Here is a 26754-nt window from a genome sequence, read left to right on the forward strand (position 1 = left end):
GATGTAATTATTCAAACTATTCTTTCAGCAGTCCATCTATTTCAGCATTAAACTCCTTTACAAAATCGGTATAATATTGGCCGGTTGCTGGTCCGCTGTAACCCGTATGAATCTGTGCCACTTCTCCTTTTTTATTAATGATGATGGTGGTTGGGAAAGAGATGAAATTATTCAGGGCTGGTAAAGATTCAGATACTATTTTTTTATCGGGTGTGCCAGCAATTACCTGATCATATTGGATATCAAACTTATCCCTGAACCGGGTTAAGGCCTTCCGCACGTAGGCTGAATCCAGTTGTCTTTCATAATGAATGCCGATAACTTCAACGCCGCGATTACGGTTTTCCTTGTACCATGGTGCAATAAAAGAAGCCTCATCTACACAATTTGGGCACCAGGTGCCTGTAATGGTAAGAATGATCACCTTATTTTTAAATTTCTCATCACTGAGCGATACCTTTTTCCCGTTTACATCAGGAAAGGAGAAATCAAGTGTTTTGTATCCATCCTTTAAAAAGGTTAATTTATAGGCATCAGGTAAGGCCGCGTTTTGATTTTGTTTGCCTGTGAAGGGTGTATTTCCCCTGGCACTCACCGTTTCTCCTGTTATGGTTCCGTCTTTTGAAAAACTTCCTTTGTAATAGGATGGACTAGAGCCAATAAAGCTGGATAAATAAAAATCATTGCCTTCCACTATTCCTTCCAGGTAACGTGAATCGCCCGTTACCCTTAAAAAAGTCCCGGTGATTTTATTACCGTTCTGTTTAAACAATCCGACTGCATTTTCATCTTTTCCGGTAGGCGATTTAAAAGTGATATCATATTTGCCAGAGAAATCAGCTGCTGGATTTTTGCCGTTAGGTTTGAAACGATATGGATTCCCTCTGGTTGCATTTACGGCCAAAGGTTTACCGGAGCCATCTTGTTTCCTAAGCGTTCCAACCAGCGAATCACCTGTGATTTTGAAGGCAAGTTCATTGTCAAACTGATCCAACGCAACCAGAATGGAATCTGCAGTTTGTTTAACCACGCCACCATCAAAGCGTTCTTCACCATTCAAAAATATTAAGTGTGGCTTTGTATCGCTTTTAGTAATTTCAAAATTAAAGGGAACTTCAACTCCAGGTTTAATTTCAAACACACCCCGCCATTTGCCGTTCGGAACAAAGGATGTAGTTAATTTATGGGCAGTGGCTGATTGTTTTTTCTGTGTTTGTGCTTGTAAAGTCTGCGACAACATAAAAGCCGGTAGCAGAAATAGTAATGATTTTATATTCATGTGATATTTGAGATCTATTGATAACGAGACAAATGTAAGCATCATAAAAGCATGGAAAAAATATTTTCAATAAAATCTATAGAATTTGTAGTCATTATGATTTTTATATTATCTTTGCCGCAGTTATTTTAAAATGCTTATCAAGAAAGGTGGAGGGAATGGCCCTGCGAAACCTTAGCAACCAGCCTGAATTGGATATGGTGCTAATTCCATCCCGAAGTAATTTGGGTAAGTTAAGTCAGTTGAATGCAAAGTATTAATATTATATGAGAGCACTCCTGATTTTACGGGCGTGCTTTTTTTGTAAATCAGCTTTACCGGAAATGCTAAGTATAAGGTATATCGTTAAAAACAATTTGATGGAAAAAACTAACAAAAAACAATCTACTCAATCAGGGCATTTAAAAACCTTTTTAAGTCTTCGAATGCGTGAGGGTATTTGTTGCTGTATGAGGCTATAAATACCAAACCCAATAATTTAAATCATTAAGTATTCACGTTTGTAAAAAATTCGCCGGTAAGCGAAGTGGAATTGCTTTGCCCTGATTTTTACATCCTTCATTCATCTCATTATTAATAAATTGATTATGTTCAAAAAAATTAAGCTGTTGGCAATCGTATGCTTGCTCTTGCTTTCGTCACTCGTGCATGCCCAAAACATCAGTATTTCCGGTACGGTTAAAGGTGCTTCAGGAGAAACATTGCCCGGAGTTTCAGTATTTGTTAAGGAAACCAAGCAAGCCGTAACCACCAATAATAGTGGCGCATTCAGCATTACAATTAATGGAAAAGGTACATTGGTTTTCTCTTATATTGGTTTTACAACTAAGGAAGTGGTGGTTACCGAAAGTTCGAATGCATTAAATGTAACCTTAAGTGACGGAGAAAATGCATTAGATGAAGTGGTGGTAACGGCTTTAGGTATCACTAAACAGAAAAAATCGTTAGGTTATGCCGTTCAGGAATTAAAAGGGGAAAGTTTAACTGAAGCGCGGGAAACCAATCTGGTAAATGCACTTGCCGGTAAAGTAGCCGGGGTAAGGGTAACCAATAGCCAGGGTGATATGGGATCTTCCCGTGTGGTAATTAGAGGGGAAACTTCTATTGCCGGAAATAATCAGCCTCTTTTTGTTGTAGATGGGATTCCGGTAGATAATTCACAGCTTAATTCGGCGGGGGCGAGAGATTACGCCAATGCCATTTCAGATATTAACCCTAATGATATCGAATCCATCAGTGTGTTAAAAGGTCCGAATGCGGCCGCTTTATATGGTTCAAGGGCAGCAGCAGGTGTGATTATCATTAAAACAAAATCAGGAAAATCTAAAAAAGGTTTGGGTATTTCTTTAAACTCGAATGGCGTGATCGAAAGTATATTAACCTTACCAAAATATCAGGATGTATTCGGACAGGGATCGGAAGGTAAATTCAGCTATGTGGATGGAAAAGGTGCCGGCGTAAATGATGGGGTTGATGAAAGCTGGGGGCCCAGAATGGATGGCAGGTTGATTCCGCAGTTCTTTTCGAAAGGTGTAGCAGTGCCCTTTGTGGCCCATCCGGATAACGTAAGGGATTTCTTTCAAACAGGTTACTCCTTAACAAATGGTATTTCAATTGAGGATGCAGGAGAGAAATTCGATTACCGGTTATCTTATAACAACCTTAAGCAGGTCGGTATCGTACCCAATTCAGGTCAGGGTAAAAACTCATTCACTTTAAATACTACTTTACGTTTAACACCTAAACTCACCATCACCGCGAATGCCAATTATAGTAAACTTGGTGCCGACAACCTGCCTGGAACGGGCGGATCAAGATCAACCAGTACCATGTTGCAGTTTGCGTGGTTTGGCAGACAGGTTGATATCAATCAATTGAAAAATTACCTGGATGAGAATGGTAATACTTTTAATTGGAACAACAGTTATTACAGCAATCCTTATTGGGTGGCTTATGAGAATACGGTGTCTCAAAACAGGAACCGTTTAATTGGAAGTATAGGTTTAAACTACAAAATTATTGACGGATTGAACTTCAATTTCCGTACAGGAACAGATTATTACAATGATCGCCGAAAAATTAAAATTGCCTACGGTACTAACGGAACGCCATTTGGATCGTATACCGAAAGTGCCTTTACGGTAAATGAAAACAATACGGATGCGACATTAAATTATACGAAGCAATTAAATGATGATTTTAGCTTAGATGTGTTGCTTGGTGGTAATATCCGGACCAGTTATATCGAACAAAATGATCAAAGTGCACCCCGTTTGGCTGTTGCCGGATTGTATACGTTAAACAATTCCAGAGATCCCTTAACCTCATCTAATAATTACAGTAAGTTAAAGTCTTACAGTGGTTATGCATCCGGTCAGATTGGTTTTAGGAATTACCTTTTTGCCAATATTACGGCGCGTAATGATTGGTCATCCACCTTGCCCGCTCAAAACCGCTCCTACTTTTATCCGTCTTTCAACGGTAGTTTAGTGCTCACTGAAGCTTTTGATATCAAAAGCGAGGTGCTGGATTACGCAAAAGTACGTGGTGGCTGGTCTAAGGTAGGTAAGGACACCTCACCTTATCGTTTAACCAATACTTACAGTTTCTCTGCACCGTTTGGAGCAAGTCCGCAGCTTAGTCCGTCCGGAACAGATTTCGATCCGAATCTAAAATCTGAAACCACCACTTCATCAGAGCTAGGTGCCGAAGCTGTTTTGTTTAACAAGCGACTTCGTTTTGATGTCAGTGTATATAATACGAACAGTTACAATCAGATTTTAAATGTAGATGTGAGTCCGAGTACAGGTTTCAGATCGAAAAATATAAATGCCGGAAAAATTAATAACAAGGGTATTGAAGTTCAGCTGGGTATTACGCCGGTGAAAAAACAATTTACCTGGGATATTGATATCAACTATGCGGCAAATAGAAGTAAGGTGGTGGAATTGGATCAGGAAGGTTTACTGCAAAATTATGTGGTGGCAACCAATTCTGCACAGGTAATTGCGACTGTTGGTCAACCTTACGGAACACTTTTTGGCAATGCTTTTTTAAGAGATGGGAATGGTAATATTTTGGTAAATGCTACAGGTGCACCACAAACTGACCCGACCAAAAGAGTTTTAGGGAAATATACACCAGATTGGATTGGCGGAATTTCAAATACTTTTAGCTACAAAAGCTTTAGTTTAGGCGTGTTGATCGACGCCAGTTTCGGTGGTTCTATTTATAACGGTACTTATTCTACAGGTACTTATACCGGTGTTTTAGCATCTACATTGCCTGGGAGAGGTGCAGAATTCGGCGGTATTTCTTATTACTACCCAGAAAATTTAAAGGCAAACGGAGCGGTTAGGTTAGCTAGTGGAGCAAATGCGCCGGCAGGAGCAACCGTTTATGATGACGGGATGATCTTTGATGGGGTAACTGCGGATGGCAAACCGAATGAAAAAATTCTCTCGGCACAAACTTATTACAAATCGTTCAGAACGATAGATGAGGCCAATATTTTTGATGCCTCTTATGTGAAACTTCGTGAAATTAAACTGAGCTACAATTTGCCTGCAAAATGGATCAAATCACTGAATTTGCAAGGTGTATCGGTTGCATTAGTGGGTAGAAATCTGGCAATCCTTCACCGCAATGTTGAAGATATTGATCCGGAAGTTGCTTTTAATACCGGTAACGGACAGGGTTTGGAGAGCCTCTCTAACCCAACCACACGTACTTACGGAATTAACCTGAACATCAAATTTTAATCTTCCCATCATGAAAAAAATATTATTATATAGCCTGATTTCTCTTTCTGTTTGCGCTACGTCCTGCAAGAAAGAACTGGATGAGACCAACATCAACCCCAATGTAACTGAAAATGCACAGCCTGATTATTTGTTAACTGCTGCCATCAAAAATACAGCTGACGCCTATTGGGGCACCACCAATAACATGAACTCCAGTCTCCTGTTTGTTCAGCATTGGGCCAAAGTACAGTATACGGAAGAAGATAGGTTTATTTATACCAACAGTAGCTTTACCACGCTATGGTCTACTTTATATTCAACCAGTATTAATGGTTTAAATAAAATTATAGAGATTGGAAATACAACCAGTAATCCAAATTATACGGGTGTGGCATTAACTTTAAGATCCTGGTCATTTTTGTTGCTTACTGATGCTTATGGCGATATCCCATACAGTCAGGCAGGACAAATAAAAGAATTTATCACACCAGCTTATGATAAACAAAAGGATGTTTATGACGGCCTGCTAAAAGATTTGAAAACAGCAAAAAATACTTTAGATCCTGCCGGAAAAGCGATTGCCGGAGATGTAATTTACAATGGCAATATTACCAGGTGGAAAAAACTGGCCAACTCACTCAGGTTACGGATTGCACTCCGGATAGCAGATCAGGAACCAGCGAAGGCGAAGCAGGTTTTAGACGATATTAAAAATGACGGTGATGCTTACATGAGTGAAAATGCAGATATTGCACAATTAATTTACCAGAGTTCACCACAACAAAACCCGGTGAGTGCATTGTTTGATACCAGAGATGATTACCGGATCAGCAAAACCATTGTAGATAAATTATTCAGTCTGAATGATCCCCGTTTACCTGTTTATGCCAGTAAAACGCAAACAGCTACAGCTGAAGAATATGTAGGGTTACCTAATGGTTTAACCAATTCGGAAGCCAGCGGTATTGGTTTTGCGAAAACCTCCAAACCAGGCACTTATTTTCTGACGCCACAATCACCGGCAGTAATTTTTAGTTATGCAGAATTATTGTTCGATCGAGCAGAGGCAGCAGCAAGAGGTTTTACCGCAGAGAACGCGGCTGATCTATACCAGCAAGGGATTGTCGCTTCTTTAAAACAATTTGGCGTAGCTGATGCTTTAGTCGCCAGTTATGTAACACAGGCCGCAGTGCAATATGATGCGACAAATTATAAGAAATCAATCGGCGAACAAAAGTGGATTGCACTCTTCGGACAAGGTCTGGAAGCCTGGGCAGAAAGACGCAGACTGGATTATCCTCAACTTACGCCATCAGTTAATACGGTGTTGAACGGACAAATTCCGGTGCGCTTTATCTATCCCGGAACGGAGCAATCGCTCAATGGGCAGAGTTACAGGAATGCGGTAGCCAGTCAGGGAGCAGATTTGTTAACCACCAGATTATGGTTTGATGTGAAATAATCTTCATGCAAAATTTTGAAGCCGCTTTAGCAATCGTTAAGGCGGCTTTGTTGTGCAGTGTTCTTACTTTACTCATTTTGCTCAAACTAGTTTTTAAAGAGGGTTAAATAAAGGCCATATCTATAGTATAAAAACCGCGGTTACTAAATCTGTTACATCAAATTTCTTAAATTTATATGTACGATTGTTATCTTGTGCACTTTCAAAATCTCAACATCATGAAAAAAATAATCTTTACACTGATTCTTTCTCCATTTTTATTTATAGCTGCTTTTGCCCAAAATAAACCTGCTTTCTGGGATGATGTACAAACGATAAAAAAATATGACCAGATGTATAAACCTCCGGTGAAACCCATACTATTTGTAGGGAGTTCATCCATTCGTAAATGGGATGATCTCACCCAGGTTTTTGCCAAATACAATGTACTTAACCGTGGCATTGGCGGGGCGGTAACCAACGACATTACTTTCTATTTAAAGGATGTTGTTTTTCCATATCACCCCCGTCAAATTGTACTTTATGTAGGGGAGAACGATCTGCCAAATGAAAAGACTACACCCGATTCGGTTTTAAACAGAACCATCACCCTATATAAATCGATAAGGGCTACATTGCCTAATATACCCATATTGTACATCTCCATTAAACCCAGCCCTAGCAGGGCGGCATTCAAAGAAAAAGCAATCGCCGCTAATGCATTAATCAAAGCTTTTCTTTCCAAAGAATCCAATACCAAATTTATTGATGTGTACAGCTTAATGTTAACAAAAAAGAGCGATCTACGTCCGGAACTTTTTGTGGAAGATATGTTGCACATGAATGCTGCGGGATATGCCATCTGGAAAAAAGCAGTTGAACCACATTTATTGAAGAATTAAATTAATATGACGTTGGCTTTTTGATCGAATGACATTAGTTGAGTGATGGCCTTACGTCAGCACAATGCAGTGCGCCATTTTGATTAAATGTGTCTGCATTAATACATTCATCACATGGACATCATTACGTATTTCGTACATTTGAAACTTTATTTCAAAAGATTCCCGTATATATGTCGATAAAATTCTACCTGCCTATTTTCCTTTTGTTATTATTCAGTTCATCGGTTTCCGCTCAAAACAAATTTACTTTAAGCGGTACCATCCGTGATGCAAGTTCTGGCGAAACCTTAATTGGTGCTACCATTAAAATATCAGGACCAGCCAATGCGGCTACGCTAACCAACAACTATGGTTATTTTGCCTTAATACAAACCGAAGGAACGTACACCGTTACGGTGAGTTATACTGGTTTCATTCCCGTAACAAAAAGCATTACCCTCAATAAGGATACGAAACTGAATGAGGAATTGAAGAGTACCAATGATCTGGCCGAAGTAACGGTAAATGCCAATAACCGCAAAAATGAGAACGTCAAAAGTGCGCAGATGGGTCTGGAGCGGATCGATATGAAATCCTTAAACACTATTCCGGTTTTGTTGGGGGAGAAGGATGTTTTAAAAACCATTCAATTGCTGCCAGGTGTGAAATCAGGAGGCGAGGGAAATACTGGTTTTTATGTACGTGGTGGTGCGGCCGATCAAAATCTGATTATCCTGGATGAGGCAGTGGTTTACAACTCCTCCCATCTTTTGGGTTTCTTTTCTACCTTTAATGCCGATGCCATCAAGGATGTAAGTTTATACAAAGGAGGAATGCCCGCACAATATGGCGGCCGATTATCATCTGTTTTAGACGTTAAAATGGATGATGGCAATAATAAGGAATTTAAATTTCAGGGTGGAATAGGTTTAATCGCCTCCCGACTAAAAGCCGAAGGACCTATTGTAAAAGATAAAGGCTCATTCATGGTCAGTTTCAGGCGGACGTATATCGATCTTTTTTTACGTGCTTCACCTGATTCATCCATCAATGGAAGTACCCTGAACTTTTATGACATCAATGCCAAGGCGAATTATAAAATCAACGATAAAAACACCATTTATATTTCTGGCTATTTCGGTAAGGATAATATTGGTGTTAAAGATTTATTTGAAAACAACTGGGGAAACGTAACCACCACTATTCGTTTAAATCATATTTTTAACGATCGCTTATTTTCCAATACTTCACTCATTTACAACAATTATAACTACACCGTAAGGTTGCTGAATGATGTCACCAATTTTAAGGCTACTTCATTGGTGAGGGATTTTAATTTTAAGGAAGATTTTCAATATTTCAGTAACCAGCACACTTTCAGGTTTGGCTTAAACGCTACGCATCACCGCATTTCGCCCATTGATATCACGACAAGCAGTCAGGAATCGCAGGTGAATCCACTGGTACAAGAAAAACGTTATGGATTGGAAAGTGCCGCCTATGTATCAGATGAATGGGCGGTAAACGATAAGCTTAACTTTTTGTATGGTGTACGCCTGGCTGCTTTTTCATTGTTAGGTCCGGGTAATTTTAGCCAGTATGATAAGGAAGGAAATATCAACCAGACAGATCAGGTCGGTAGTGGGAAGTTTTATAAAAATTACCTCAATCTGGAACCTCGTTTTTCTGTGAGTTATTTGCTCAACGAACGAAACTCTGTAAAGGCATCTTATAACCGAAATACACAAAATATCCATATTTTAACCAATGCCACATCGAGTTCACCCACTGATCAGTACGTGTTAAGCAGCAATAACATCAAACCCGAAATCGCAGACCAGGTAGCCCTGGGTTATTTTAAAAACCTCGATGAAAATAATTATGAACTGTCTGGTGAAGTGTATTACAAATGGATGCAGAATCAGATCGATTACAAGAATGCGGCGCAACTGCTGGCCAATTCAAATGTAGAGTCAGAATTGCTTTATGGTACGGGCCGGGCATATGGTTTGGAATTGTTCTTTAAAAAGAAATTCGGAAAGATCAATGGCTGGATCGGTTATACCTTATCAAAAACAGAACGGAAGTTTGCGGAACTGAATAACGGGAACTACTTCCCGGCCCGACAGGATCGCACGCATGATCTATCGGTAGTTGGTATCTATAACCTGAATCAACGCTGGACTTTCTCTTCCAGCTTTATCTACAGTACTGGAAATGCCGTTACTTTTCCGGCAGGGAAGTATATCGTTGGCGGACAAACAGTATATTATTATACAGAAAGAAATGCTGGAAGAATGCCCTATAATATGCGCCTGGACTTAAGTGCCACGCTGGAAGGCAAACGCAGAGGCAGATTTCAATCCAGCTGGAACTTTGGTGTATATAATGCCCTGAACAGAAAAAATCCATATTCAATTGAGTTTATCAATGATCCGAATGAGCCAGGTAAAACCGCGGCAGAACAAACCTCTCTTTTTGGAATTATTCCTTCTGTAACCTGGAATTTTAAATTTTAACCCATGAAAAAATATTTAATATACTTGCTGATGACCACTATTGGTCTGGCATCCTGTAAAAAGATTATCCAGATTGATACCAACAATGCAGCACCACAGTTGGTTATTGAAGGGAAAATTTCAAACAGGTTAATCGAACAGCAGATTTTGATCAGTAAAACTGTGGGCTATGATGAGAAAGGGGTTTATCCCAAAGTATCAGGCGCTACAGTTAAAGTGAGTGATAACAATGGCAACACCTATGTTTTTACAGAGAAGGCGCCCGGTATTTATGTAAACCGTATGAGAGGTGTTGCTGGTATTACCTATAAAATGGATGTCACTGCTGAGGGTAAAAATTACCAGGCCAGTTCAAAAATGCCTAACCTTGTGAAGCTGGATTCTATTGGTGTGATAACCAATAACTTTTTTGGAAATGAGCGTAAAACGGCTGCTGCTTTTCTGGTAGATCCTGTAAATGAAACCAATTTTTACCACTTTAACCTGTATGTAAATGGCTTTTTTTCTGATCGGATTTATGTGAACAACGATCGCTTAACCAATGGCAATAACCTGCGGATTCAATTGTTTTATGAGGCAAATGATGACGATGATGAGGGTTTAAAAAGCGGCGATAATATTAGTGTAGAAATGGAAGGTATTGACGCCAATATTTTTAATTACTGGTACGCATTAAGCGAGCAATCTGGTGGGGGTCCGAATCAGGGGACCACGCCTGCTAACCCAACATCTAATATTTCTAACGGAGCTTTAGGTTATTTTAGTGCCCATACTTTTCAAAGGCTAAGTACCACGGTAAAATAAAGATGCCGATTTTGGAATATTAAAACACCTTCAAATTTTCATTGTTTTAACTGTATGAAAGTATTTATAAGCGGTAACATTGCACAGATTGGTATAAAACAACTGGAAGAAAAAAACATAGAAATTACCCAATGGAAGGAGGATCGGCAGATTACTCCTGAAGAATTAATCGAGGCCTGTAAAGATCAGGATGCGTTAGTGAGTGTGGGCCCGAATAAAATTGATGCTAAATTTTTGAATGCTGTTAAACATTTAAAGGTTATTGCGCTACATTCAGTAGGATTTGATCAGGTAGATGTAGCGGAGGCAAAAAAGTTAAATATTCCCGTTGGCAATACACCTGGTGTTTTAAGCGGTGCCACGGCTTCTGCTGCTTTTTTATTAATGCTGGCCGTTTCCAGAAAAGCATTTTACCTGCATAAGAAAATTATAAATGGTAAGTGGCAGAATTACGAGCCTACACCAGAATTAGGTATAGAGTTAAACGGAAAGACACTGGGCATTTTTGGATTGGGGAAAATCGGACTGGAAATGGCTAAAAAATGTGCAGGTGCTTTTCAGATGCCTGTTATTTACCATAATCGGTCTCGTAACGAAGCTGCAGAAAAAGAAATCGATGCAAAATATGTTTCCTTCGAAGAATTGCTGGCAAAAAGTGATGTCATTAGCGTTCATACTGCGCTGACAGATGAAACGAAAGATAAATTTTCGATGGATGTTTTCAAAAAAATGAAACTAAGCTCCATATTTATCAACACAGCGAGAGGTGGCATTCACAATGAAAAAGATTTAATCAAGGCATTGGAAGAAAAAATCATCTGGGGTGCGGGTTTAGATGTAACCAATCCTGAACCCATGGATAAAGATAACCCCTTATTAAATATGGATAATGCGGCTGTTTTACCTCATATCGGCTCCGCAACGAAAGAAACACGTGATGCCATGGCGAAACTCATTGCTGAAAATGTTATTGCCGGATTGAATGGTGAGAAATTGCCGTATCCTGTTTGGTAAGTGATTTAAGTTTCCAGTGTATAAAATGCGTTTACTTTTATCAGTAGTTACTCCGGATCAGTATGAAAATCAGCTGGAAACTTTGAATGACATGCCATTACCTCCCGCAGATTTAAAATGATAAGCGCAGAATAATGAAGTTGATGTCTACTTATTTTCTTTAAACGAGGTGTATGAATCTGCGTGGATCTGCGAAATCAGCGGGAAACTTTGAATGACATGCGATTACCTCCCGCAGATTTAAGATGATAAGCGCAGAATAATGAATTTTATGTTTATATTTTTAAATGAGATGTATGAATCTGCGGGGATCTGCGAAATCAGCGGGAACTTTGAATCACACGCCATTAACTCCCGCAGATTTAAGATGATAAGCGTAGAATAATGAATTTGATGTTTATATTTTTAAATGAGATGTATGAATCTGCGTGGATCTGCGAAATCAGCGGGAAACTTTGAATCACACGCCATTAACTCCCGCAGATTTAAAATGATGAGCGCAGAATAATGAAGCTGATACTTACTTATTTTTTTTAAGTGAGGTGTATGAATCTGCGGGGATCTGCGAAATCCGCGGGAAACTCTGAATGACATGCCATTAACTCCCGCAGATTTAAAATGATAAGTGCAGAATAATGAAGTTGATGCCTACTTATTTTTTAAATTAGGTGTATGAATCTGCGAGGATCTGTGAAATCAGCGGGAAACTTTGAATCACATGCCATTAACTCCCGCAGATTAAAAATGATAAGCGCAGAATAATGAAGTTGATGTCTACTTATTTTTTTTAAACGAGGTGTATGAATCTGCGTGGATCTGCGAAATCCGCGGGAAACTTTGAATGACATGCCATTACCTCCCGCAGATTTAAAATGATAAGCGCAGAATAATGAAGCTGATACTTACTTATTTTTTTTAAGTGAGGTGTATGAATCTGCGTGGATCTGCGAAATCAGCGGGAACTACTAAACTATATAAATCAATTAAGACTCAGATACCATCAGTATCCGAGCCATTATAAAACCATATTACTACTATTTAACCGTATATCGTAATATTGATCTGCCTAAGTTTCCATTGGCGTCAATTCCTTCAATAATCACTTTATATTGCCCCTTTCCATCTGCATTATAAAATTCAAAAGAGGAATTTCCGGTAGCGTCTGTGATGATTTTTGGATTCCAGTAAATGGTGGTTCTTAAATCGGTTTTGTTCATATTAGCCGGAACATCATATTTAGGCGAATAGAATTGTTTCTCTTTATTATAACCTTGAGGTGAAAACGTCACTTCGTAGTTTTTAGGAAGCAAATCCAGCAATTGTGCTTTTGAGATTTTCGTTCCCTTCGGTGCTTTCTTCTGGTTAAATACAATTACTCCATTTACGTTATTTGCACGGTTTACTAAACCCAGCTCATCCCTTAAAAATACTTCAATAGATTCGATTTCATTTGGATTTAAAGTATTAATCTGGTTCACATCAACACTCATTCCATTGATAAAAATTCCCATCGGAATCTTTTTGCCGGCATTAAAGTCGCGGGTTACATAAAAGTTATTATCCTGATAGGTTACACCGGCAAGCATACCCTGCAAACAATTAATTAATAAAGCACAACCTTGTAAACGATCACCTGTTATTTCATGATCAGCCATTTGCGGAAGTCCGGTTAGGTTGGGGTAATCTTTATGGCTCACTTTTGGGGTAACAGCACCTTTAATGGTTACATCTTTTAGCGTGTGTAAATAAGAATACTGCTTTTTGCTGTTATCTAAATAAGTGGTCAGGGCACTATCAATGTTTAAAACCTCCTCTGCGGCACTGAAATTTCGGGTTAGGGTTGGTACAGGAGATCCGTTCAGGCTGATGGCCATGGCTTTATAATTGGGATTATATTTAGCCGTGATGGTTACTTTTGAAGAATCATTCAGCACTAAATTCTTAAACCTGAAATTTCCAACCGGATCTGTTATGCCTTCCAGGTTAAAACGTTTATCAGGAATGGTAAGCAATAACTGTCCTTTCCTCACCGGAATACCATTATTCATTCTTAATATTCCAGAAACTTCTATGCCCTGTTCTGGCATAAAGCTGATTTTTGGTAAGTTGCCTGCCAACACATCCGTATACTTAAAACTGCGGTAACCTTGCGTAAGCAAGAGTACATCCAGGTCAGCATTCTTTTTAGCATCGGGTGCGTTAAAGTAATAATTAGGTTTTTCTACATAACCCTTAATATCACTGCTGAGTAATAGTCCGGTTAAAATGGTACTGGTAGCATCATCATTTGCCGGTACTTTTGTTTCGTCTACCACTGCCACAGAGAAATTTCCTTCAACAGGAGCACCATCTTTTTTAGCAGATACATTAACCTTTACTTTTTTCTTTACGCCATAAGCTGGGGTGGCAGTGGTTAAAGTGACAGCCATGTTATTTTTATGCTGAACAAATACCAATCGCTCACTTAGTGGCTTGCCTGCATCTGTAAATAAGGTGAACTGCGCAATGCCAGATGGAAACTTAGATTTTAAAATACTCGTACTATATTCTTTATTTGATAATGCCGTTTGCGCACCATAACAAATTACACCTTTACTTTGTGCTACCAGATATAGCTTTTTGCCTTTATTTTCATCGAAGAAAGCATCATTAGAAACAATTTTAACCTGAACGTTTTCAGCGTCCGTATTATCAACGGTTACTTTGATACCCTTTTCATTAACGGCCGGAAGGGGATAAGTCGCTGTAGTGCCATCCGTATAAGTTACCGTGGCTTTGTACGTTTTTCCATTTTCGGCCAGTAAATCAAAACTGCCCATCCCCAGGTGCTGGGCATTAAAAGTCGCGATTTGCTTGCCATCGCTATCGGTAACAGTTCCTTTAGCATTAATGCCTAATCCATCACTTTTAATGGCCTTGAAGGCGATTTTATTCACCAGTCCGGCAATGAGGTTTCCGCCTTCGGGAAAGAATTGAAAATCCTTACTTAAAATGGCATTGGCCAGGGTAAAGCTATTGCTTACTACATCTTTATCCGTGGTATTCAGGCTGGTGATTAATTCACCTTTTTTTAATTGATATTCGGCCTTTTGGTTGGCGCTCATGGCAATTGTTAGGTAACCATTGGCATCAGTTGTACCCCTGCCTTTGGCAATCACCGTATAACTGGTTACTACCTGCCAGCTTACGTTTCTGTTGGCATAAGGCTTATTATTGACATCTTTAAACTGCACACGGGCATCAATCTTTTCCTGTTTATCAGTAGAAGTGTTTTTATAGGTAATGTGGGTTTTAACTTCTTTATCAATCGCCTCACCTACATAGAAAGTTTTATTAAAATAAGCTGGGTTATCAAAGTTGAGCATCCACATGGTATAAGCCCTGATATGATAATTGCCTTGTTTATAATTCACCTGATCCAGAGGGAAATTTCCATTCGCCACGCCGCCGTTAACAGGCAGTTTTATCGTTTGGATCAATGAATCTTTCTGGTTAATCACATCAACATAAATAATCTTACTGATTCCGGATAGCAAGTTTTGATTCTCGGTTACGTAAGCTTTAAACCAAACCGTATCTGCAATGGCATAATAAGGCTTATCAAAATGAAGATAGATTTTCTCTGACGGATAATCATTTAATGCTTTGTTGGTTTTGGCAATGAGGGTATTGATGCTAACTGTATCCGTTTGTGCTGATGAGGAAAAATGTATGGTAAATAGAAGGGTGAGGATTAAAAAGGATAGTCTAAAAATTTTCATGAATTGGAAATTAAATACTTAGGTTGTAAATATATCCAATTAAAAATAGAGCACCTAAATTGTATGCATCTTTAACACTTTTTTACATTAAGTATTCAGAAAATTTACCGGAATTTTGATATAAAAAAACAAGCCGGCCAAAGCCAGCTTGTTCATTATACTGTTGGATATGGATTTTTTATTTGTATGCTATTACAAACTCATTTAAAGGCGTACGCACTTTTTTAAGATTTGCCAGCCAGTCGCCATTTTCATCTCTGTTCCCTAATGGTAATAAGGTTACGCTTTTTAAGTGTTTTTCATTTAAGCCTAATAATTCATCCAGTTTTGAGGCATCAAAACCTTCCATAGGCGTATGGTCAACTTTTAATAAAGCGGCCTGGGCAATGGCAACACCAAAAGCAAGGTAGGCCTGTTTGGCTGCATGGTGAAAGTTTTCTTCCGCAGATCGGGATAATACCATGCCTTTTAACTGTGCTTTATAAGCATCTGTAGTATCTAAGGGCAAACCGCGTTCGGTATTCATTCTATCGAACACTTCATCAATTCCTTCTTCGGTATAATTTTCCTGGGCAGCAAAAACCAAAAGGTGAGAAGCATCTACCACTTGCGATTGGTTATAAGCTATTGGCAAGATTTGTTCTTTTAATTCCTGGTTTGTGATGACAATAACCTTGAAGGGCTGTAAGCCTGAAGATGTTGGGGCCAGCTGCGCAGCTTTTATAATTTGATCTACCTTATCTTGTTCTACAGGCTGACCATTCATTTTTTTAACGGCATAACGCCAGTTTAGTGCATCGATTAAGCTCATGGGTTATAAATTTTGTCCAAATATCTGCAAAACAGTTACCTGGTATGTTGATGTATGATAAGAAAATAAATTCATGCAGGGCAAATAACTATTTCTTCTCTATTGGTTGAGCGTTTAGTCTTAAATCACTTCTTACTGGGAAATGATCTGATAATTTTGCTTTTTCTATTTTATAGTTCAGCACTTCCAGGTTTTTGGAGGTGGCGATATAATCGATCTGAAAATTTGGAAATTTGCCATTGTAAGTGGTGCCGAAGCCCGAACCTTTTTTAATAAAAGCATTGTTAAGGTTTTGAGTAATCTGGGTCACTACATATGATGCAGGCGTATCGTTAAAATCGCCGGCAATCAGGTAAGGGGTTTTACAGTTTGCCATTTCTTTCTTCATTACATCTACTTGACTGCTCCTTTTAAGAAAAGCACTTTTTAACATCCTTAAAATGCGTTTTGATGGCTGAATTTGCGTATTCATTTCTTTCACCTTATCAAGATATTCATAATCCTGCTTTTCGAAAGAAATGGATTGGAAATGCACATTGTATACCCTTAAGTTTTGGCCTTTAACATCTAAATCAGTGTAGATGCTCATATTGCCGGGGAAGCCCTCCACAAATGGGATTTTACCGGAGGCTTTAATCGGGAATTTTGAAAAAATGGCTAAACCAATGGCTTCATAATCGTTTTTATTGGTCGGAACAAAAAAGAAATGGTTTGTTTTTAAAATCTTTTTCAGGCTGTCAATCGTATCAAAATCTCCTTTATAACGGGTATAAAATTCCTGGAAACAAATGATGTCAGGATTTTGCTCTTTCACCACCTGGAGTATTTTTTCTTTTACCGATTCATCATTTTCACCACCGTATAGTTTAAAATTATGAACATTATAGGTCATCATTCTAATGCTGTTATCCGCTTTTTCAATAGGGCCTTTATCTCCGCTAATGGAAAATGTTGCCCTTAAAGTTTTATAGCCATAGGCGATGACAACCACACTGGCCAATGCGAAAATCCATTTTTTACTCATGCACCACCAGGCGATAAAGATGATGTGAAGAAATAAAAAATATGGATAGGCTAAACCGAAAAAAGCAATAATAGGATGTTGACGCGGATCCATATTGCCCGCAACTGTTCCCAATATTAACCCTATAGCTAAAATGATCGCTATCGGAAATAATAGTTTATCCAGTAAATTATACTTTTTAGTCGACATTAATCTTTGCTTGCTTTGAATAATTTCTCTCTCTCTGTTGCAGTTAATTTATCATAGCCTGATGAAGATATTTTATCTAAAATTGCATCGATTTCTTGTTGTGATACATCTTTAAAGGCAGGTTTTTTAACGGGGGGTTTTTCATTTTTAACCACGCGTAATTTTGGTTTACGCTCAAATAATTTACTCCAGTCACGGCCACGCTGTAAACTTTTTATAAACGCAAAGCCTAAAATCGCACCGCCGATATGGGCTAAATTTCCACCAGCATTTGCAGATGATAATCCAATAAATGAGATAAAGAAATAAACGATGGCAACCCATTTAATTTTTACTTCACCGATGAACATCATCATAATGGCATAATTGGGAACAAGCGTAGCGGTAGCCACAATGATGGCCATTACTGCTGCCGATGAACCAATAACCGTTTGCCCGATAATGCCTCCGGCGAAGGCCGGAAAAATATTTAACCCGGCAATATAAAGGAGGGCACCTGTAATTCCACCAGCCAGGTAAACAAAATGGAATTGCCTGCTTTTTAAGAAATTCATAAAGATATTCCCGAACCAGAATAGCCCAAGCATATTGAATAAAAGGTGCAGGAAACCATCATGGAAAAACATATAGGTAATTACCGTATAAAATCTGGTAGGAAGTGCAGAAATTGCTGCCGGAACACCAAAGTAATTCCTGATCCATTCGCTGATCATGAAGTCGCTTTTTGCCAGAAATAAGAATACAGAAAGAACAGTGGTAACCAGAAATATAATGGTATTTAAACCAATATATAAAAACAGCGGGTTGCCAGACTGAAATATTTTAAACTTTAAATCTCTAAAAGTATTATTCATAATAAGTGTAAAAATTGGTGTTTTTATCTTTCCATATCTTCACCAGTATGAAGCCGATTAAGGCCCCGCCCAAATGTGCATAATGTGCCACAGAATCACCTTCAAACTGACCCACGCCTAAAAACAATTCCACCAGAATATAAAAAGGAATAATATACTTTGCTTTTACGGGCACCGGAATGAACATAATCATGAGTTCCGCATTCGGATAAAGCATACCAAAGGCAACTAAAAGTCCGAAAATGGCACCTGATGCGCCTACCATTGGTGTGGTGTAAATATCAATTAATTTTGACAATTGCTGATTGTTTAAACCTTTTATATTGGCTTCAACCATGCTGGTGGCAAAATCAACTGAAACGGCACCCGGGTTAACAACAGCACCAGTTATCTGATAGGTTTCGAAGGCCTGCACGCCTAACTGCAAAGCAAGCGCACCAAGTCCGGTTATTAAATAAAAAATCAAGAATTTTTTTGCACCCCAACGTGCTTCCAATAGCGTACCGAAGGAATAAAGCGCAAACATGTTAAAGAAAATATGTGCCCAGCCACCATGCATAAACATGTAGGTAATGGGTTGCCATGGCCTGGCCATTGGTGAATCAAAGTAAAAAGCACCCAGACTAAAGCCCAATCTGATTCCTTTGGTTTCGAAATATAAAGTAGCCAGAAAGAATAATATATTGATGATCAGCAGGTTTTTAACTACTGGTGGAATATGTATGTTGTTCATTTATTGTTTTCTTCTATCGTTTTTCGTTTTTTGTTGATCGCCCATTGTTTAGGGTTTAGGTTGTCAGGCTTTTAGCTTTCAACTTTTTACTTTCCTCACTTCTCAAATTTTTTATCCAGTTCTGCTAATGTAATCGTTTGGATAACTGGTTTTCCGCTCACGCTAAAGTTAGGCGTTTTACAGGCAAAAAGTTCATCAATCAGCGTATTCATTTCCTCCTGTGCTAAAGCTGTACCTGCTTTTATGGCACTGTTTTTAGCCAGACTCCTTGCCAGGCGATCGCGCTTACTTAACTTTAATTCTTGCTGGGTGTTTTTAAAACCTTCAATTAATTGTTCAAAAAGTTGTGTTTCATTAATGCTGCTGCTTCCCAGGTCTACGGGAACACCCTCTACCACCAACGTATTTTTACCGAATTCCCGTACATCGAAGCCTAAACTTTTTATATCATCCAGTAAACTTTTAGCCAGTTCGAAATCATTGGCGTTTAAAGTAATGGTTTGGGGAAACAAACTTTGCTGCGATGCACCTTTGCGGTCATCCAGATGTACGAGAAAACGTTCATACAGGATTCGTTCATGTGCCATCTGCTGATCAATCACCATTAAGCCTGATTTAATCTGCGACACAATATAGCGGTTATGCAATTGCATGTACTGCTTTTTTGATGTTTCAATTTCGTGACTGTCTTCTGCGTAAATGGATGTTTGTTCAACAACAGGTTGGTCAGTAATCTCATATAAGGAACCCCAGTTTTTGGCACTGGGTTTTGCATCGTAATTTCTGGGCGAGGAGGAATAACCGGAGGTTGAACTGCTATCACTGGCAAAGGGATTAAAATCCGGATTAAAGTTGATACTTGGTGGAACAATATCTTCCACGGCCTTTTGCGTGATCATATTACTGAAGCCTGTTTCCTGGTCAAAATCTAACGTGGGTGCAATGTTATACCGACCGATGGAACGTTTTACAGCCGATTTTAAAATCGCATAAATGGATTTTTCATCCAGGTATTTGATTTCCGTTTTCGTTGGGTGAACGTTGACATCAATTTTTGCAGGATCAATTTCGATAAACAACACGTAAAGCGGATAACTGTCATCAGGTAAAAGATCTTCAAAGGCAGAACTAACGGCGTGATTAAGGTATGGATCTTTTATAAAACGGTTGTTCACGAAAAAGAACTGCTCTCCCCTCGTTTTCTTAGCGAAGGCAGGTTTACCGATATATCCTTTTAAATTTATGATGGTTGTTTCCTCTTCAACAGGAACCAGTCGTTCATTGTAATTATTGCCAAAAAGATGTACAATCCGCTGCTTCAAATTACCTTTAGGAAGGTTGAAAATCTCTGTTCCATCGTGGTGCAAACTAAAAAATACAGCAGGATGTGCCAATGCCACACGTTGAAATTCATCAATGATATGGCGCATTTCTACCGGATTGCTTTTTAAAAAGTTTCTCCGGGCAGGCGTATTAAAAAACAGATTTTTAATAGAAATTTGAGTGCCCGCTGCTGTAGCAACCGGTTCCTGTGCAATGACCTGTGCGCCTTCAATGGAAATACAGGTGCCAATCTCATCTTCATGCCTGCGGGTTTTCATTTCCACCTGTGCAATCGCGGCGATGGAGGCCATGGCTTCACCACGAAAACCCATGGTGCGAATGGCAAATAAATCTTCTGCCTTTTTTACCTTCGAAGTGGCATGGCGTTCAAAGCACATACGCGCATCTGTTACACTCATCCCACAACCATTATCTACGATCTGTATTAGTGCTTTACCAGCATCCTTAATCACCAGTTGTATTTTATCTGCACCGGCATCAATAGCATTTTCTAGCAATTCTTTTACCGCCGAAGCTGGCCTCTGAACAACTTCTCCGGCAGCAATCTGGTTGGCAACAGCATCGGGCAATAAGTGAATAATATCAGTCATGTAATATGGCAATGTGAATGGGCTAAATTATAGAAAATAAGCTTAATGAAACGGATTTGTTTAAAACTCAACATGTAAATGACGGATATTGGGGTGGTAAAAATGGATTGTCACAAAAATGACGTAAGTAAGTTTTTGGCTAAATTGAATCCATAACAATACATTTGTTGAAAAGAACGTTTTCAAATGGATATAGCTTATAAAATTAAAACACTTCGTCAGCAGAAAGGGTTGAGTCAGGAAGAACTGGCGTTGAAATCTAATTTAAGTTTAAGAACCATTCAACGGATAGAATTAAACGAGACCATGCCAAGGGGATATACCTTAAACAATATTGCAGAAGCTTTAGATACTACTTATGAAAAATTAATTTCAAACAAGACGACCTCAGGAAACTCAGTTATTCTCATTCATGTATCCGCATTCAGCTTTATACTTTTTCCTTTACTTGGTTTTTTATTGCCTTTAATTATTTGGGCCGTTAAAAAGGACAGACGGGATGATGAAGATGATGCAGCAAGAAAGCTACTGAATTTTCAGGCCACTTGGTGTATTTTACTATTTATTTTATGTGCCTCTGGCTTTAATGGAAAGTTTTTTCATATCGGAAAATTAGGCAGACCAGAAGTTATGATGATCTGTATATTATTAATGTATGTAATTAATTTCATATGCATTATTATCAATATCATACTGGCTGTTCGATCTAAAAAAGCTTTTTATCAGCCTGCCATTCCCTTATTTAAATCATTTTCCTGAATAGGGTTGGGGATGCATGTAATAACCGTGGTTGATAAGAATTATTTTGTTATCGCCTTCCTTATGGAAGAGACGAACGATATCAGCAAGCAGATGAGGAATTATAAAGTCTGGTGCCGAAAGGCTTTCTTTCTAATTTAGGAATGGTTATTTCATAACACCTTTTCACCTTTTTATTCCGCTACAAAGTAGATTTTTAAAAGTCAAATCACTACAATTTTCTATCTTTAGCCGTATGAAACGAAATAAATTAGTGGTTCTGGCTGCTGTAAGTTTTTTTAATATTCTCTGTTTAATGGCTTGTGCACAAGATCATGCCAACAACGAAAGGAAGCTTTCCATTGCTAATAGTATTGCTAAAACCATCGTGGTATTAAATAATCAGGATTCGGTTATCCCCTTAAAATCGCTGGAAAAAAAGACTATTGCTTCGGTCAGCTTAGGTTTTGCCTACAGTATGGTTTTTGATAGTCTGTCTAATAAATATGATAAGGTAACTTCTTTTTCTGCGGCGAATTATCAAGATAGTGTTAACCTGAATGATCTGGAAGATGACCTGAAATACTATAACACCGTATTGGTTTCTATTGATGATCAACACCTCACTAATACCAGGTATATTAATTTTATCAATAGTATCAGCAAAACAAAAAAAGTAATTATAGCCTTTTTTGGCAACGGACCGGGTTTAAAAACCTTTGATGCCTTGCAATCGCCAATTGTTTTTACTGCACAAAATAATGCAGATGCTGCGGCTTTGGTTCCGCAATATATTTTTGGTGGCATTGCGGCAGAGAATAAACTCACCACTACTTTTTCAGCACGTTATACCTTGGGTTCTGGCTTTATAACTGCTAAAACAAGGTTGAAATACACGGTTCCAGAAGATGCCGGACTAAATTCAAATGGTTTAAGTGAAATTGATGCCATTGCGGCTGAAGCCATCAGCCAGAAAGCTACACCAGGTTTGGTTGTTTTAGTCGCCAAAGATGGTAAGGTAATTTTCAATAAGGCCTATGGAACACATACTTATGATACCACAGTACCTGATCAGGTTACTGATATTTTTGATTTAGCTTCAGTGACTAAAATTGCCGCTACTACCCCTGCTGTAATGCGTTTAGTTGAAGAAGGAAAACTGAAACTAGATACCACTATTGGTACCTATATTGCCAAAGCCCGTACTTCTCCAATGAACAATATTCAGGTGAGGGAAGTGATGCTGCACCAGGCAGGTTTTATTCCATATATTCCTTTTCATGATTATGTAAAAACCGGCGATTACAGCAGAGATTCATCTGCCGCTTTTCCTACTAAAGTGGCGGATCAGTATTACATTAAGAAAGGTTTCTTTAAAGATTTTATGTGGCCAAAAATGCTCAATTCGCCCATCAGAACACGTGGTAAATATGTATACAGCGATATCAGCATGTATGTGATGAAAGATATTGTAGAGCACATCAGTGAGGAACCATTAAATCAGTATGCTTACGAGCAGTTTTATAAACCTCTTGGCATGCAAACTGCAGGGTTTTTACCGAGAAACAGATTCAGTAAGGATCAGATCATCCCAACAGAACAAGATACTTATTTCAGAAAAACATTGTTGGTAGGTTATGTTCATGATCAGGGTGCAGCCTTGGCGGGAGGTGTTTCAGGCCATGCAGGCTTATTTGCCAGCGCAAATGATCTGGCTATCATGTACCAAATGCTTTTAAACCGCGGGACTTATGGCGGAACGGAATATTTTAAACCCCAAACGGTAGATATGTTTACAGCAAAGCAATCAAACGTAAGCCGCCGGGGTTTAGGTTTCGATCGCTGGGATCCGGATAGCACCAAACACTATCCTTCTAATTTAGCATCGCCGCAAACTTATGGTCATACCGGTTATACCGGAACCTGCGTGTGGGTAGATCCATCTCGGGGTTTAGTCTATATTTTCTTATCAAACCGGGTGAACCCAACGGTAACGGATAAATTATCAAATCTTAAAATTAGAGGCAGAATACAGGATGTGGTGAATAAGGCGATTGACGACTCGAAAAAATAAAGCTAAAAAGTTGTCAATTCTAAATAGTCAATTGGCCAGAAAGTTGGCAACTTTAAATAAGTTTTATCATAAAGTGTTTTACACTTAAAAGCTACCTTATAAAGTTAAGCTTAACTTATAAACAGTTGTATTTAGTTCCGCTGTATCACGGTCTTCGCATAGCAAAAATTCAAGCCGGTCTTTTTCCTGTTTAAATAAGGCAATCCCTTCAAACTTATGCTGACCTGGAATTTTATAACTAAAGCTGAGTTTTAAGTTTTGTAAATCAATGCTTCCGATAAAGCTTCCCAGAATCTCACCATCATGATAAGTTGATTGAGTATCTTCAGCAGTAGCAATGAAAAAAATATTCTTTCCTACCTGTATCGCATCGGTAAAGGAAGATTCTACATGGTTGATATGAGGCAATTGAACCGGACTAAATTTAATCTCGCTCACAACTGTTAAATCATTCCCCATTAAGGTAAATATTCCGTTTTTTCCTTCCTGACCATTTCCCCTGTTAAATAGCAACCACTGCTTGCCGGTAAAAATAGCACCTTCAATATTAAAATTCTTAAGGTCAATCCCGGCCACTTGCCGCATCTTTTCATAGGTTTTATTTACATTTTGAGCCTTAATTTTTTTAGTATTTAAATCGTATGCAATTAGACGGTTCCGGTTTAGTGTAGAGCCAGAACCCAAAATATATAGTGTGTTTTCAGAATGACAGAGCACCTCAAAATCTGGTTTCAGGGATTTAGGAATGTTTTCTTTCCGGGTAAGGGGCTGATCGAATAAAATCTGAATCTTTTCCAATCTATTGCTGCTCAGGTCGTATTGATTTAAAAAGGCACTATTATCACCTACAATATATAGCTGTACGGCATTTGAAAATATACCGGAAGCAGAGCCAATACCTTTTATCTGTCTGAAAATTTCTAATTGAATGGAATGCATATTTTAAGGTAAACAAAAAAGCATCGATTTTAGCCGATGCTTTTATATTATTTAACTCCGGACTATGGACTTCCGACTCCGGACTTCCAACGCCAAACTATTTCTTCAAACCAATCTCTCTCAATCTTTCATCAAGGTACTCACCGGCAGTCATGTCGCTGTAAGCTTTTGGATGTTCAGCATCAATGGTAGATGATAAACTGGTTAAATCCATGTCGCTACGTGGATGCAGGAAGAACGGTACCGAGAAACGGGATGTTTTCATTAATTCACGAGGTGGATTAACCACTCTGTGGGTAGTAGATTTTAATTTATTATTGGTTAAACGCTGCAGCATATCGCCAACATTGACCACAATATCGGTATGGTGCGCCTTAATCGGTAACCACTCATTGCTTCGGGTTAAAACCTCTAAACCATCGGCACTTGCACCAATTAATAAAGTAATCAAATTAATGTCTTCATGTGCACCTGCACGAACAGCATCATCAGGAATAACTTCAGGGTTTTCAATAGGGAAGTAATGAATACCTCTCAAAATGGAGTTACCATTGTGAACATGTTGATCAAAATAGTTTACGGGCAATTCAAGATAGGTCGCAATTGCACGTAAAAGATGTGTTCCATTTTCTTCCAGTTTCTTGTAAATATCGCCCGTAACCTGGTTAAATTCTGGCAGCTCTTCTAAAACTTCATTGTCGGGATATTGCTCCTTTACCGGATCGCCATCCGTCACTTCCTGTCCAATCTGCCAGAACTCTTTTAAATCCGGCGTTTTGGCACCCTTTGCTGTTTCCTTGCCTGCGCTCGTATATCCACGTTGACCAGCAAGCTCTGGTTTCTCATATTTCTTTTTAATATCTAAAGGCAAAGCAAAAGCAGCACGGATGTTTTCATACAGCTTGTCAATTAATTCCTGGCTTAGACCATGGTTGGTAATGGTTACAAAACCCGAATCGTTGAAGGCCCTGCCCAACTCATCAGAAAATTTTTTACGTTCTTCTTCAGTTCCATTGATATAAGAACCCAAATTCAAACAGGGAATATACGGTGTAGACATGATTTTAAATTTAATGTTTACGAATTTAAAAAAGAATTGTTAATAAGTGTCTTTAAGGTAAATAAGATGGAGCTAAAAAATTAATGATCAGATTTTTAAGTTATTAACATAAACACAAGAAAGGACAAAATGTTGGGTTTGTCATGTAAAATCCATTATTGTTTAATCTTAAACCACGATGGGTTTTATTTCGTAATATTAATAACAAGGATATTTTAGCTTAAAGTTTCGAATGTATCAGATAAAGTATTTAGTATCCTGAAATAAACACACAAAGCACATGAAAAAAATAATTTTAATTCTATTGTCTGTCTTAGCCTTAAATCAGGCCAATGCACAAGGGAAAAAAACAGAAAAGGCAACCTTTGGAATGGGTTGTTTCTGGTGTACTGAAGCCATCTTTCAGCGTTTAAAAGGAGTTACTGCCGTAAAATCAGGTTATGAAGGTGGGCAATTAGCTAATCCAACTTACGAAGAAGTTTGTACAGGTAATACGGGTCATGCTGAAGTTTTACAGGTTACTTACAACCCAATGGAAATTTCTTACGATGAATTATTGGAAGTTTTCTGGAAAAGCCATGATCCAACTACTTTAAACCGTCAGGGTGCAGATTCCGGAACACAATACCGTTCAGTGATTTTTTACCATACACCAGAACAAAAAGCCCTGGCTGAAAAGTATAAGGCAGAATTAAACAAAACAAATGCCTATGGTAAAAAAGTAGTAACAGCCATAGAAGCCGCAAAGCCATTTTATGCTGCGGAAAGTTATCATCAAAATTATTTTAATAAAAACGGCAATGAAGCCTATTGCAGATTAGTTATTCAACCTAAAATTGAAAAACTGGAAAAAATCTTTAAATCGAAATTGAAGAAATGACGAATAATCTAGAGTTCCTGACCGTGATTGGCATTATGCAATCAAGGTCAGGAACTTTTTTCGTAGTTGATAG

Annotated in this window: 18 protein-coding genes and 1 riboswitch; of the genes, 9 read left to right on the plus strand and 9 right to left on the minus strand. The window is 38.5% G+C overall.

Annotated elements, in window-relative coordinates:
- Positions 1 to 16: 16 nt before the first annotated feature.
- Positions 17 to 1279 carry a peroxiredoxin family protein gene (locus OQ267_RS04955; RefSeq protein ID WP_265835103.1) on the minus strand — a complete coding sequence of 421 codons (1263 nt, stop codon included), beginning with the start codon at positions 1277 to 1279 and terminating at the stop codon, positions 17 to 19.
- Between the two features lie 134 nt (positions 1280 to 1413).
- Positions 1414 to 1519: riboswitch (SAM riboswitch) on the plus strand.
- A 347-nt stretch (positions 1520 to 1866) separates the two neighbouring features.
- Here OQ267_RS04955 and OQ267_RS04960 point away from each other — a divergent pair.
- The 6 genes from OQ267_RS04960 to OQ267_RS04985 all read left to right on the plus strand — a co-directional run bounded on the left by OQ267_RS04960 (position 1867) and on the right by OQ267_RS04985 (position 11684).
- Complete coding sequence (locus OQ267_RS04960) at positions 1867 to 5040, plus strand: SusC/RagA family TonB-linked outer membrane protein (protein WP_265835104.1); 3174 nt, start codon at positions 1867 to 1869, stop codon at positions 5038 to 5040.
- Between the two features lie 10 nt (positions 5041 to 5050).
- Positions 5051 to 6484, plus strand: coding sequence for a SusD/RagB family nutrient-binding outer membrane lipoprotein (locus OQ267_RS04965; protein WP_265835105.1), 1434 nt, complete (start codon positions 5051 to 5053; stop codon positions 6482 to 6484).
- Positions 6485 to 6702: 218 nt separating this feature from the next.
- Entirely contained in the window at positions 6703 to 7365 is a 663-nt protein-coding gene (locus tag OQ267_RS04970) for a GDSL-type esterase/lipase family protein (RefSeq protein ID WP_265835106.1), read from the plus strand.
- A gap of 173 nt (positions 7366 to 7538) precedes the next feature.
- Positions 7539 to 9866 (plus strand): TonB-dependent receptor, encoded by a 2328-nt coding sequence (locus tag OQ267_RS04975; protein ID WP_265835107.1) that lies wholly within the window; start codon positions 7539 to 7541, stop codon positions 9864 to 9866.
- A 3-nt stretch (positions 9867 to 9869) separates the two neighbouring features.
- Entirely contained in the window at positions 9870 to 10670 is an 801-nt protein-coding gene (locus OQ267_RS04980) for a DUF4249 domain-containing protein (RefSeq protein ID WP_088301858.1), read from the plus strand.
- A gap of 54 nt (positions 10671 to 10724) precedes the next feature.
- The gene (locus OQ267_RS04985) at positions 10725 to 11684 is read left to right on the plus strand and encodes a 2-hydroxyacid dehydrogenase (RefSeq protein ID WP_265835108.1); all 960 of its coding nucleotides are present in this window, start codon (positions 10725 to 10727) and stop codon (positions 11682 to 11684) included.
- A gap of 1034 nt (positions 11685 to 12718) precedes the next feature.
- Here OQ267_RS04985 and OQ267_RS04990 read toward each other — a convergent pair.
- The 6 genes from OQ267_RS04990 to mutL form a co-directional block, all read right to left on the minus strand.
- Positions 12719 to 15445, minus strand: coding sequence for a carboxypeptidase regulatory-like domain-containing protein (locus OQ267_RS04990; RefSeq protein ID WP_265835109.1), 2727 nt, complete (start codon positions 15443 to 15445; stop codon positions 12719 to 12721).
- A 178-nt stretch (positions 15446 to 15623) separates the two neighbouring features.
- Complete coding sequence (locus OQ267_RS04995) at positions 15624 to 16256, minus strand: NAD(P)H-dependent oxidoreductase (RefSeq protein ID WP_265835110.1); 633 nt, start codon at positions 16254 to 16256, stop codon at positions 15624 to 15626.
- Positions 16257 to 16344: 88 nt separating this feature from the next.
- Positions 16345 to 17469 (minus strand): endonuclease/exonuclease/phosphatase family protein, encoded by a 1125-nt coding sequence (locus OQ267_RS05000; RefSeq protein ID WP_265835111.1) that lies wholly within the window; start codon positions 17467 to 17469, stop codon positions 16345 to 16347.
- Positions 17469 to 18323 (minus strand): rhomboid family intramembrane serine protease, encoded by an 855-nt coding sequence (locus OQ267_RS05005; RefSeq protein ID WP_265835112.1) that lies wholly within the window; start codon positions 18321 to 18323, stop codon positions 17469 to 17471. Before OQ267_RS05005 ends, OQ267_RS05000 begins: the two co-directional genes overlap by 1 nt.
- A complete protein-coding gene (locus OQ267_RS05010; protein ID WP_088301863.1) occupies positions 18316 to 19056 on the minus strand; it encodes a rhomboid family intramembrane serine protease in 741 nt (246 codons plus the stop codon). The genes OQ267_RS05005 and OQ267_RS05010 overlap by 8 nt, the downstream gene beginning before the upstream one ends.
- A 95-nt stretch (positions 19057 to 19151) precedes the next feature.
- Positions 19152 to 20990 carry a DNA mismatch repair endonuclease MutL gene (gene mutL / locus OQ267_RS05015; RefSeq protein WP_265819896.1) on the minus strand — a complete coding sequence of 613 codons (1839 nt, stop codon included), beginning with the start codon at positions 20988 to 20990 and terminating at the stop codon, positions 19152 to 19154.
- Positions 20991 to 21176: 186 nt separating this feature from the next.
- On the opposite strand from mutL, the gene OQ267_RS05020 reads away from it, so the two are divergent.
- The gene (locus tag OQ267_RS05020; protein ID WP_265835113.1) at positions 21177 to 21749 is read left to right on the plus strand and encodes a helix-turn-helix domain-containing protein; all 573 of its coding nucleotides are present in this window, start codon (positions 21177 to 21179) and stop codon (positions 21747 to 21749) included.
- Positions 21750 to 21984: 235 nt separating this feature from the next.
- Positions 21985 to 23802, plus strand: a complete 1818-nt coding sequence (locus tag OQ267_RS05025; protein ID WP_265835114.1) for a serine hydrolase domain-containing protein — start codon at positions 21985 to 21987, stop codon at positions 23800 to 23802.
- A 96-nt stretch (positions 23803 to 23898) separates the two neighbouring features.
- Here the strand turns inward: OQ267_RS05025 and OQ267_RS05030 are convergent, their stop codons facing one another.
- Both OQ267_RS05030 and OQ267_RS05035 read right to left on the minus strand, forming a co-directional pair.
- A complete protein-coding gene (locus OQ267_RS05030; protein WP_265835115.1) occupies positions 23899 to 24741 on the minus strand; it encodes a DUF6929 family protein in 843 nt (280 codons plus the stop codon).
- 97 nt (positions 24742 to 24838) lie between these two features.
- A complete protein-coding gene (locus tag OQ267_RS05035) occupies positions 24839 to 25801 on the minus strand; it encodes an isopenicillin N synthase family dioxygenase (protein WP_265835116.1) in 963 nt (320 codons plus the stop codon).
- Positions 25802 to 26081: 280 nt separating this feature from the next.
- Between OQ267_RS05035 and msrA the strand changes: the two genes are divergently transcribed.
- A complete protein-coding gene (gene msrA, locus OQ267_RS05040; RefSeq protein WP_265819892.1) occupies positions 26082 to 26681 on the plus strand; it encodes a peptide-methionine (S)-S-oxide reductase MsrA in 600 nt (199 codons plus the stop codon).
- Positions 26682 to 26754: the final 73 nt, after the last annotated feature.

The sequence above is a fragment of the Pedobacter sp. MR22-3 genome (assembly GCF_026240075.1).
Classification (GTDB): Bacteria; Bacteroidota; Bacteroidia; order Sphingobacteriales; family Sphingobacteriaceae; genus Pedobacter.

What these genes read in the sequence shown, in the direction of transcription:
- OQ267_RS05035 (WP_265835116.1), bottom strand. Translation starts at nt 25,801, where the DNA reads ATGTCTACACCGTATATTCCCTGTTTGAATTTGGGTTCTTATATCAAT.
- OQ267_RS04975 (WP_265835107.1), top strand. Translation starts at nt 7,539, where the DNA reads ATGTCGATAAAATTCTACCTGCCTATTTTCCTTTTGTTATTATTCAGT.
- OQ267_RS04995 (WP_265835110.1), bottom strand. Translation starts at nt 16,256, where the DNA reads ATGAGCTTAATCGATGCACTAAACTGGCGTTATGCCGTTAAAAAAATG.
- OQ267_RS04970 (WP_265835106.1), top strand. Translation starts at nt 6,703, where the DNA reads ATGAAAAAAATAATCTTTACACTGATTCTTTCTCCATTTTTATTTATA.
- OQ267_RS05030 (WP_265835115.1), bottom strand. Translation starts at nt 24,741, where the DNA reads ATGCATTCCATTCAATTAGAAATTTTCAGACAGATAAAAGGTATTGGC.
- OQ267_RS04965 (WP_265835105.1), top strand. Translation starts at nt 5,051, where the DNA reads ATGAAAAAAATATTATTATATAGCCTGATTTCTCTTTCTGTTTGCGCT.
- OQ267_RS05020 (WP_265835113.1), top strand. Translation starts at nt 21,177, where the DNA reads ATGGATATAGCTTATAAAATTAAAACACTTCGTCAGCAGAAAGGGTTG.
- OQ267_RS04980 (WP_088301858.1), top strand. Translation starts at nt 9,870, where the DNA reads ATGAAAAAATATTTAATATACTTGCTGATGACCACTATTGGTCTGGCA.
- OQ267_RS05025 (WP_265835114.1), top strand. Translation starts at nt 21,985, where the DNA reads ATGAAACGAAATAAATTAGTGGTTCTGGCTGCTGTAAGTTTTTTTAAT.
- OQ267_RS04960 (WP_265835104.1), top strand. Translation starts at nt 1,867, where the DNA reads ATGTTCAAAAAAATTAAGCTGTTGGCAATCGTATGCTTGCTCTTGCTT.
- OQ267_RS04990 (WP_265835109.1), bottom strand. Translation starts at nt 15,445, where the DNA reads ATGAAAATTTTTAGACTATCCTTTTTAATCCTCACCCTTCTATTTACC.
- OQ267_RS05010 (WP_088301863.1), bottom strand. Translation starts at nt 19,056, where the DNA reads ATGAACAACATACATATTCCACCAGTAGTTAAAAACCTGCTGATCATC.
- msrA (WP_265819892.1), top strand. Translation starts at nt 26,082, where the DNA reads ATGAAAAAAATAATTTTAATTCTATTGTCTGTCTTAGCCTTAAATCAG.
- OQ267_RS04985 (WP_265835108.1), top strand. Translation starts at nt 10,725, where the DNA reads ATGAAAGTATTTATAAGCGGTAACATTGCACAGATTGGTATAAAACAA.
- OQ267_RS05005 (WP_265835112.1), bottom strand. Translation starts at nt 18,323, where the DNA reads ATGAATAATACTTTTAGAGATTTAAAGTTTAAAATATTTCAGTCTGGC.
- mutL (WP_265819896.1), bottom strand. Translation starts at nt 20,990, where the DNA reads ATGACTGATATTATTCACTTATTGCCCGATGCTGTTGCCAACCAGATT.
- OQ267_RS05000 (WP_265835111.1), bottom strand. Translation starts at nt 17,469, where the DNA reads ATGTCGACTAAAAAGTATAATTTACTGGATAAACTATTATTTCCGATA.
- OQ267_RS04955 (WP_265835103.1), bottom strand. Translation starts at nt 1,279, where the DNA reads ATGAATATAAAATCATTACTATTTCTGCTACCGGCTTTTATGTTGTCG.